This is a genomic window from Pseudoalteromonas sp., assembly GCF_041629635.1.
Lineage (GTDB): Bacteria > Pseudomonadota > Gammaproteobacteria > Enterobacterales > Alteromonadaceae > Pseudoalteromonas.
The window spans coordinates 1-9,102 of sequence record NZ_JBFKMX010000140.1; the positions used below are offsets into that span (position 1 = coordinate 1).

General features: G+C 40.4%; 5 protein-coding genes. 4 read left to right on the top strand and 1 reads right to left on the bottom strand.

Annotation, left to right across the window (positions count from 1 at the left end; genetic code table 11):
- Positions 1-527: 527 nt before the first annotated feature.
- Positions 528-1,067: a GNAT family N-acetyltransferase gene (locus tag ABYD77_RS15710; RefSeq protein ID WP_372771059.1), complete on the bottom strand. Its 540-nt coding sequence runs from the start codon at positions 1,065-1,067 to the stop codon at positions 528-530.
- A gap of 415 nt (positions 1,068-1,482) precedes the next feature.
- Here ABYD77_RS15710 and ABYD77_RS15715 point away from each other — a divergent pair, with 415 nt between their 5' ends.
- From ABYD77_RS15715 to ABYD77_RS15730, 4 genes are all read left to right on the top strand, one after another.
- Complete coding sequence (locus ABYD77_RS15715; RefSeq protein ID WP_372771060.1) at positions 1,483-1,908, top strand: hypothetical protein; 426 nt, start codon at positions 1,483-1,485, stop codon at positions 1,906-1,908.
- Positions 1,909-2,104: 196 nt separating this feature from the next.
- Positions 2,105-3,748: an FMN-binding glutamate synthase family protein gene (locus tag ABYD77_RS15720; protein ID WP_372771061.1), complete on the top strand. Its 1,644-nt coding sequence runs from the start codon at positions 2,105-2,107 to the stop codon at positions 3,746-3,748.
- Positions 3,735-5,192 (top strand): NAD-dependent succinate-semialdehyde dehydrogenase, encoded by a 1,458-nt coding sequence (locus ABYD77_RS15725; RefSeq protein ID WP_372771062.1) that lies wholly within the window; start codon positions 3,735-3,737, stop codon positions 5,190-5,192. Before ABYD77_RS15720 ends, ABYD77_RS15725 begins: the two co-directional genes overlap by 14 nt.
- A 55-nt stretch (positions 5,193-5,247) precedes the next feature.
- On the top strand, positions 5,248-9,102 hold a 3,855-nt coding region (locus tag ABYD77_RS15730; RefSeq protein WP_372771063.1), incomplete at its 3' end, for a S8 family serine peptidase.

The following is a 9,102-nucleotide window of genomic DNA, read 5'->3' on the forward strand; positions in this document are numbered from 1 at the left end:
AGCGGTCGAGCAAGCCATGTAGGCATGGGTGAATAGCGTCTTGAGACGAACGAAGTTCGGCTAGCTATGAACGCGAGAAAAGGACTTCGAGCTGGAAAGCGTGCAAGGATGTTTAGCGCGTTGCTTCATGGCGCTTATGTTCATATTTAAATTATGTTTGAAGAATCAGTTTGATTTTGGGGCGCCGAGGGATTCCAAAGGGAAGTCGGCGCTTTTGAGATTAACGTTAAAATTCATCCTTGAAGCTGGGTTACATCGGTCATCCCTGACCTCATTTCAAAGCACTGCGAAACTTCGTTTCGGTTGCTTTTCATCTTTTGCTGCTGTCGCCAGCGCGACAAATACACTAACAGATATATACGATTGCATCTGTAGAAAGCATCTTATCAGTTATAGAGCAAAATGAATGGCGCTAGATATAAAGCACGGACGCTACTATCGCCAGCGCGACAAACATACTTTCAAGTATAAAAAGCTGTTAAGAATAAGATCTCAAGTAAAATACGCTGCTAAAGTAGATACGACAATCACAATTCCCTCTCATAATGCACTGCTGGAATATCCCCTAGCGGATCACTATGCATATACTCTTTCACAAACCTCATACCAAGCTTTTCCATTACCGCAATCGAGCCAAGGTTTTCTTTCACTGCGATAGCACAAATACATGTATATTCTGGCATTAATTTTATTTGTTCAATTAATGCCTTAGCCGCTTCGGTTGCATACCCTTTACCCCACGAGCTTTGTTTAAAACGCCAGCCTAGTTCAAGGTTATGCCACTCGGTATCCGCTTCATCATTAAAGAAATGCATTGGCCTTACTAAAATCCAACCAATAAATTCACCCGACTCTTTAATGTTAACTTTCCAAAGGCCCCAGCCTTTTTCTTTATTGGCATATTTAGCCATGCGCGGTAAAAAAATGGTTTTCTTTTCTTCCATGGTGGTTGGTTTACCATCATTAAGGTGCTTCATCACTGCAGGGTCTTGGTCGAGTTGGTATAAATCATCGATGTCATCTTCGGTGATAAACGCATAATTAAGGCGACTAGATGTTGGTTGCATTTGAGTACTCCTGTCATGAGAAAAAACCGATTAATAACGCTATTTATTAGAGCGTATTGATCTTTGGGGTCTAAATTCTGTTCAAATCCAAAGCGTTTTGATCGCGGCGTTGCTTTGTAGGCCTAGCGGGCTAAGTCAAGAAGCAACAACAAAGAACAAAACGCTTTGGGTTGAACCTGTTAGGCAGCGCTTGTTTGGCATTTATACTGCGTTATCGTTCATTTATGTAGAGTAACTACACTACAATCACTCTGCCTTGTCTAAATGCCAAACAAACTGCTGCAGAAATAGACAGCAAAGGTCAACACGCTCTAGTTTAATTTTTCTTATTTTTTTCTGATTTGTGATTCTAACACTACTTTTTAAAGGGGCTTTAGTATTAACTGTTAGCAAATTTTAACGACAGGAAAAAATAATGAATTTAATTAAAGGACTCTGCCTAACACTTGCGCTTTTTGTATCAAATGCCATTGCCCACCAATATGAAGGTGATTGGCAATTTATTAAAGGCGAATACAAAACGCCTTCAGGTGAAATATTAAAAGCAGACAACGCAACGCTTGTCGCAATCAAAACCGTGAAAGGCGATAAATTTGCCTTAAACAATATGCAGCAAGGTGAATTCTTAGGGTATTTAGCCGGTAAATTTACCCTAGATGGTGATAAGTACAACGAACATATTGAAAAAAGCACGTCAAATGAGCATCACGGTAAAGTGTTCACCTTTAAAGGCTGGCTTGAGACCAAACAAGAGCATGGTGTTGAGGTGATTTACTGGCATCACAAAGGCATGGTGAATGGCACTGAAGAAACCGAAGTTTGGCGTAAACTTGCGCGCTAATTTTTAAAACCAGTTAAACATTCGGGTCCCAACCCTTACTGAATAAAAGCAAATCATCATGATTGCCTTTTTCTTTCAGTGACAAACCGCTGGTTATTATGCAAAATCAATATCGAGTGCAAGGGTTGCCCGAGATGATATTGTGCCAATCCTGAAGCTCTTATAGACATCCGTCAGCAAAATAAGAGTGAACGATATGACAATTATGCAAAAAGTCTATTGGTTAATGCTAACTTTAGGTAACTTAAGTACCTTCTTTTTGTGGCAATATCACGCCAATGATTTCACATTTTTCTTATTAATTTTTACCCTGATTTATAGTGTGATTGGCTTTTTTGATGTGTTTTTTTCAAAGCGTAACTTAAATCGTTTATACCCGGTTGTTGCTTACATTCGTTATTTTTTGGAGTCCTTTCGTGTTGAAATTCAACAATACTTTATTGCCAACGACACCGAAGAAAAGCCCTTTAATCGCGAACAGCGTTCACTGGTTTACCAGCGTTCTAAATCGGTAAGAGACACCATTGCATTTGGTACACAACGAGACTTACTCGAAGAAAATTACTTAAGTTTGTGGCATTCACTGGCACCTTGCGAGGTGAAAGATGAGCACAAACGCACTTTGATTGGCGGCCCCGATTGTAAACAACCCTACTCGGCATCACGCTTTAATATTTCTGCCATGAGTTTTGGTTCGCTTAGCAGTAACGCAATTGAAGCACTTAACCTTGGCGCCAAAAAAGGCGGGTTTAGTCATAACACTGGAGAAGGCGGTCTGAGTCCTTACCATCTAAAACACGGCGGTGATATTGTTTGGCAAATTGGTTCTGGCTTATTTGCTTGCCGCACGCCAAAGGGCGACTTCGACCCTGACGTGTTTCGTGAAAAAAGCGCTCTGCCACAAATTAAAATGATTGAAATTAAGCTATCACAAGGGGCTAAGCCTGGTCATGGTGGGGTGTTACCCAAGGCTAAAATCACTGAAGAAATAGCCCGCATTCGCTTAATTGACCAAGATAAGGATTGTATCTCGCCTGCGGCACATCCGAAGTGTAAAACACCAAAAGAATTGCTCAATTTTGTAGCAGAGCTTCGCGAGCTGAGCCAAGGCAAACCGATTGGTTTTAAACTGTGTTTAGGTAATCCTGCAGAGTTTTTAGCAATCTGCAAAGCCATGTTAGAGATGCATATTTACCCTGATTTTATCACCATCGATGGTGCCGAAGGGGGCACAGGTGCAGCCCCTGTGGAATTTTCTAACCGCCTAGGTATGACCTGTTTAGAAAGCGTGTACTTAATTCACAACGCACTTATTGGTTTAGGTATTCGCGATAGAATTTCACTCATTGCAGCAGGCAAAACCGCCTCAGCGTTTGATTTACTAGCCAAACTAGCATTAGGGGCTGATACCGTAAATGCCGCCCGCACCATGATGATGGCGTTAGGCTGCATTCAATCGCGCAGCTGTAATACCAATGAATGCCCAACAGGTATAGCAACGCAAGATCCCGCTCGTGCCAAAGCCATTGATATTGAAAGTAAAAGTGAACGAATTAAAAACTTCCACAAAAACACCTTACACGCATTTTACGAACTGCTTGGCAGTATGGGGTTAGATGACCCAGATAAACTACTGCCGCAAATGGTTAAACGCCGCACACCTTATGGTTTATTAATGTCGGTAGGCAGTTTAATAAAGCCATTACGAGAAGGTGAAATTTTAGAGAATAAACCGCTTGGCAACTGGAGCATCTGGTGGCAACAGGCATCGAGTGAGCATTTTTACGTTTATGACGATAGTATTTTACAACCACAGGAGTTAACCCGTGACACCATCTAGCCTAACGAATTTAAAAGATAAAACTCTCTTTAAAAACAGCAGTTTTATCAATGGCAGTTGGCACACAAGCAGCATCACTTTTGATGTGGTAAACCCATTTGATAACAGTATGCTGACACAAGTAGCTGATATTGACCCTAGCGATGTTGAACATGCGGTTAATGCTGCTAAAAATGCTCAGTTAGCATGGCACAACACCACGGCAAATGAGCGTAGCGAATATTTAAAAAAGTGGGCAAGCTTACTCTCTGAAAATTTAGAAGACTTGGCGTTATTACTCACTTTAGAGCAAGGTAAACCACTTGCTGAAGCGCGCGGTGAAATTAAATACGGCATTAGCTATATCGAATGGTTTAGTGAAGAAGCTAAACGCGTATACGGTGATACCATTCCAGCACTTAATAATTCGCAGCAAATTATTGTCACAAAGCAACCGATTGGAGTGGTTGCAGCCATCACCCCATGGAATTTCCCTAATGCTATGATCACTCGCAAAGCTGCTGCGGCACTTGCAGCAGGCTGCTGTTTTATTGTTAAACCATCCGAGCTTACGCCGTTAAGTGCGCTTGCCATGGCAGAACTGGCAAAACGTGCGGGGTTACCTAACGGCGTTTTTAATGTGGTTGTAGGTACCAATGCTAAGGCTATTGGCGAAGTATTAACAACACACCCAGATATTGCCAAATTTAGTTTTACCGGTTCTACAGCGGTAGGTAAATTACTTACACAACAAGCCGCGTCAACGGTTAAACGTGTTTCGATGGAGCTTGGTGGCAACGCGCCATTTATTGTATTTGACGATGCCGATTTAGACGCAGCCGCTACGGGCTTAATTGCAGCGAAATTTAGAAATGCCGGGCAAACCTGCGTATGCGCTAATCGAATTTATCTTGCTGAATCCATTAAACACGCATTTTTAGACATCTTCACAGAGAAATTAAAGTTGTTAAAACAAGGTAATGGTTTAGAAGATGTGCAACTTGGCCCTCTTATAAATAAAGCTGCAATCGATAAAGTATCAACGTTAGTCAATAACGCCATTAGCCAAGGTGCAACTTTACACTATCAAGGTGAAGCAAGTGAAACAGGTTACCCTGTGACCATTTTAACCAACTGTGACAACACTATGGAGATTGCACAAAACGAGATATTTGGCCCTGTTGTAACCATATTTACTTTCACAAATGAGCAAGAAGTTATTAAACAAGCCAACGATACTGAGTATGGCCTCGCTGCTTATTTTTATAGCCAAAACATCAACCGAATTATGCGTACAGCGCAACAATTAAAGTTTGGTATGGTAGGCATTAATGAAGGCATTATCTCAAATGCAGCTGCTCCATTTGGTGGCGTAAAACAGTCCGGTTACGGCCGTGAGGGATCGCACTACGGACTAGATGATTATTTGGAAGTTAAGTACTTGTGTTTAGGAAGTTTGTGTTAATTTTTTAAAAAGTGATAAGATTCAATAGATAATAAAAATATCTAATGGATTAAATATGGCTAATTTAGCGAAAAATGGACTCTTCGCGGTCTCCCTCTGTGCCCTTTCTGTATCGAGTGCACTTTATGCAACATCAAATACTGCAGTTCATATCGGCAATAAAACAATCACCCTCAACAATGAAAAAAAAGTAGCAACCCAGATTTTGTCATTACAAGACAAACAGGGTAATGTGATTAAGACAAAACGCCACCTTATTGCCAACAATCGATATTTAGTTGAACTTTCTTCACCCAGTTTAATTAACACTAAAAGTGAGCTAAAAAAACAGAGCCGATTAAGCAAACAAGGCTCTACTGCACAAGCTCAGTCAGTAAAGTTACAACTCGATTTTGCACAAACTCAAATTGCAGTACAGCAACAGCAAGTAACCTCTCAATTATCAGCACTTTCATCAGACATTCGTGTATTAAATAAACTAACAAAAACAAGTAACTTACTGGTAATAGAAAGTGATTCAAACCATATTGAAGCAATTAAGAATCTGCCCAATGTAAAGCGCGTAACACCCGATAGAATAAAGTCTATAGATTTATCAGAAAGTGTTGATTTGATTAGTGCGCCGCTCGTATGGGCAATGCAAGATGCTAATAGTAAAGAAATTACAGGTAAAGGTGTAACAGTTGCCATTCTTGATACCGGTATTGACTATACCCACCCTGATTTAGGCAGCTGTTTCGGTGAAAACTGCCGAGTCATTGCTGGATATGACTTCCATAACGATGACAATGATCCAATGGATGGTGACGGTCATGGAACACATGTCGCTGGCATTGTCGGTGCAAACGGCACACTAAAAGGCGTTGCCCCAGATGTCACCTTTCATGCATATAAAGTATTAAGTGATGAAGGTTGGGGTTATAGCAGTAATATTATTGCTGCAATTGAACGCGCTGTTGATCCGGATGGTGATATTAATACTGACGATGCTGTTGATATTATTAATATGAGTTTGGGCGGAGGCGGTAACGCAAGCGATCCAACTAGCATTGCAACTAATAATGCTGTAGATGCGGGTGTGATAGTCGTGGTTGCTGCTGGTAACGATGGCTATTATGGTGCAATAAATAACAGTTCGCCAGCCTCCGCTGAAAAAGCGATTACCGTTGCATCATCAACAAAAGCTGATGATTTATCATACTTTTCATCTAAATCGCTCACCACGACGGAATTTACCAAGCCTGAGATAACTGCACCAGGTAGTCAAATTAACTCAACACTACCTAATCAAGCGTATGGCAGTTTAAGTGGTACAAGTATGGCCTCACCTCATGTTGCAGGTGCAGTTGCATTATTAAAGCAGCATAATCCCAATCTCACAGCTGAGCTATCAAAACAATATTTAGCAGCAGGGGCTGTAAACCTTGACTATGATCCATTAGCCCAAGGCCCTGGCAGAATGGATATTGAAAAAAGTATTAAAACGACCATTACGGCAAATAAAACGGCGCTCAACTTTGGCATTATTGCACAAGAGCAATCCTCTTACAGTAACACTCAAACACTGACTCTATTCAACCGTTCTAAAACTGAAAAAACATTTTCAGTAAATATTAATGATAACTTACCAGCCGCAGCGGTAATGACAGCGTCTGAAACAAGTTTTACCATACCTGCAAACTCTTCTCATACCATTGAGTTAATACTTAATGTGGAAAATGTCCACGCCTTAGATTTTGCAGAAAATGAGGGTGGTATTTTACATAACTTAGTAACTATAAGTACTGAATCACAATCTATTTCTGTGCCTGCCTATGTTGAGCACACAAGAAAATTGACTCTGACAACTAATGCGCCTTCGTCCGCGACCGCAATTATTTCCTACTATGGCTCGTTTATTTGGGCGGAGATTTTTCCCAACAAAGCAACAACCTTAAATATCAATAGTGAAAATGTTACTATCGATGTTTCATATTTCGGTATAAAGCCTGCGGACTTAGGATTAACTGATACGAACTCGTTTGTTCTTGGCTCCTCATCTCATAAGTTATCTGTCTCTAGTAGTCATCAAACAATTCACTTTGATATAGCCAATTTAACCAATATTTCTAAACTTGAATCTGCGACAGATCCTAAAATTGGTGATGTGAAAGATAAACTTTTACCAAGAGCAGCAGACACAGTTATATTGAGTGAGTTTTCTAGTTTTGGTGCAGGCTATTATGGCCTTACTTCACAGCCAATATTTGCGGTTGGTGAAATTGCTGACACTTCAAAAATTCATATCAGCTCTCAATATGACTATCTCGATCCAAATGACACACATGAAGAAAAAAGTGAGTTTTTATACGAATACACCTTTGATGCGAACAATTTTACTGGACAAGAAATCAGCGTTGATTTTGGCAAGCTTACACCCACTACTATTGCACTACCTACTTTTAGTGAGGCAACACACTATTCATTGTCTAAGCGCCTCTCTGGAGTTAGCAGTGATTTAGATCCAAACATTAAATCCTGGAAGATCTATGAACCGCTTGCGTATAACCATGACTATAAAAAGCTTTCATTACATAAGGTAAAGTTCGATCCGTTTCAAGATATAAAATTAGCTGAAACAGTGTTTTTTGAACAAAATGAGCAAGGGGCACTTGTCACATCTGTTAATACGTACACCCCCATTGCAATGTTCACAGATCAAGAAAAAACCATTAGCTTAACTGAGCAGAATGTATATTTCACAGGCTACTTAGAATGGAATGATACCGACGTAACAATTTTTTATAATAACCCTTGGCAAGAGGGTGCATTTTTATTTAAAGATATTCAAAACAATAAATACGCGAAAGCGTTTAACTATCAATTCACTTGTAAAACAGACACTGGTTCATCACTACTTAGTGAAGGTACAATTTCAATTGATTCCAACCTCACCATTACCAAACCCGATACCCAATGTGATAACACACATTTAGTATTGAATTACTCAACTGCAGATAATGGTCAACATGTTTCAAGTGTATCAATTCCAATAAACGGACAATCTTTTATCTCACCTATTGATTCATTAACTCTTGTACACCAAGGCGGCCATTACGCAAAACCTATCGTCAATAAAATCGACTCTCAGCTTAAAATAGCGTCATCATGGTGGATGGACCTTTCCAAAGTTGAATTACGTTTAAACAATGGCTCTTGGAGCCCGGTAAATTATGAATTAAATAACTCTGAAGCAATTATATCACTGGAGCTCATTGAAGGTAATCATACTGCTGATTTAAGAATTACAACTGGTTCAAATACCGTTTATACCTACACATCAATATTCAAGTTCGGCGCATCTTCAGGGAGTGATAATGATGCCGATAATGACGGTATTCCAAACGACCAAGATCATGATGATGATAATGATGGCTATAACGATGATGTTGATGCCTTTCCATATAACTCGAAAGAGTGGTTAGATTCAGATTCTGATGGCACAGGTGATAATGCCGATACCGACGACGATAACGATGGTTATTTAGATACTGAAGATGCCTTCCCGTTAGACCCAAATGAGTGGTTAGATACCGACGGTGATGGCATTGGCAACAACACCGACACCGATGACGATGGGGATGGCCACTTAGATGAGGAAGATGCATTTCCTCTAGACCCTAGAGAATGGATTGATACTGACGCTGATGGTATTGGCAACAATGCCGATACTGATGATGATAACGATGGTGTTTTAGATACTGATGATGCTTTCCCACTCGACGCGACCGAATCTGTTGATACCGATGGTGATGGCATAGGTAACAATGCCGATACCGATGATGATAACGATGGTGTTTCAGATACGGAAGATGCTTTCCCACTCGACGCGACTGAATCTGTTGATACCGATGGTGATGGCATAGGTAAC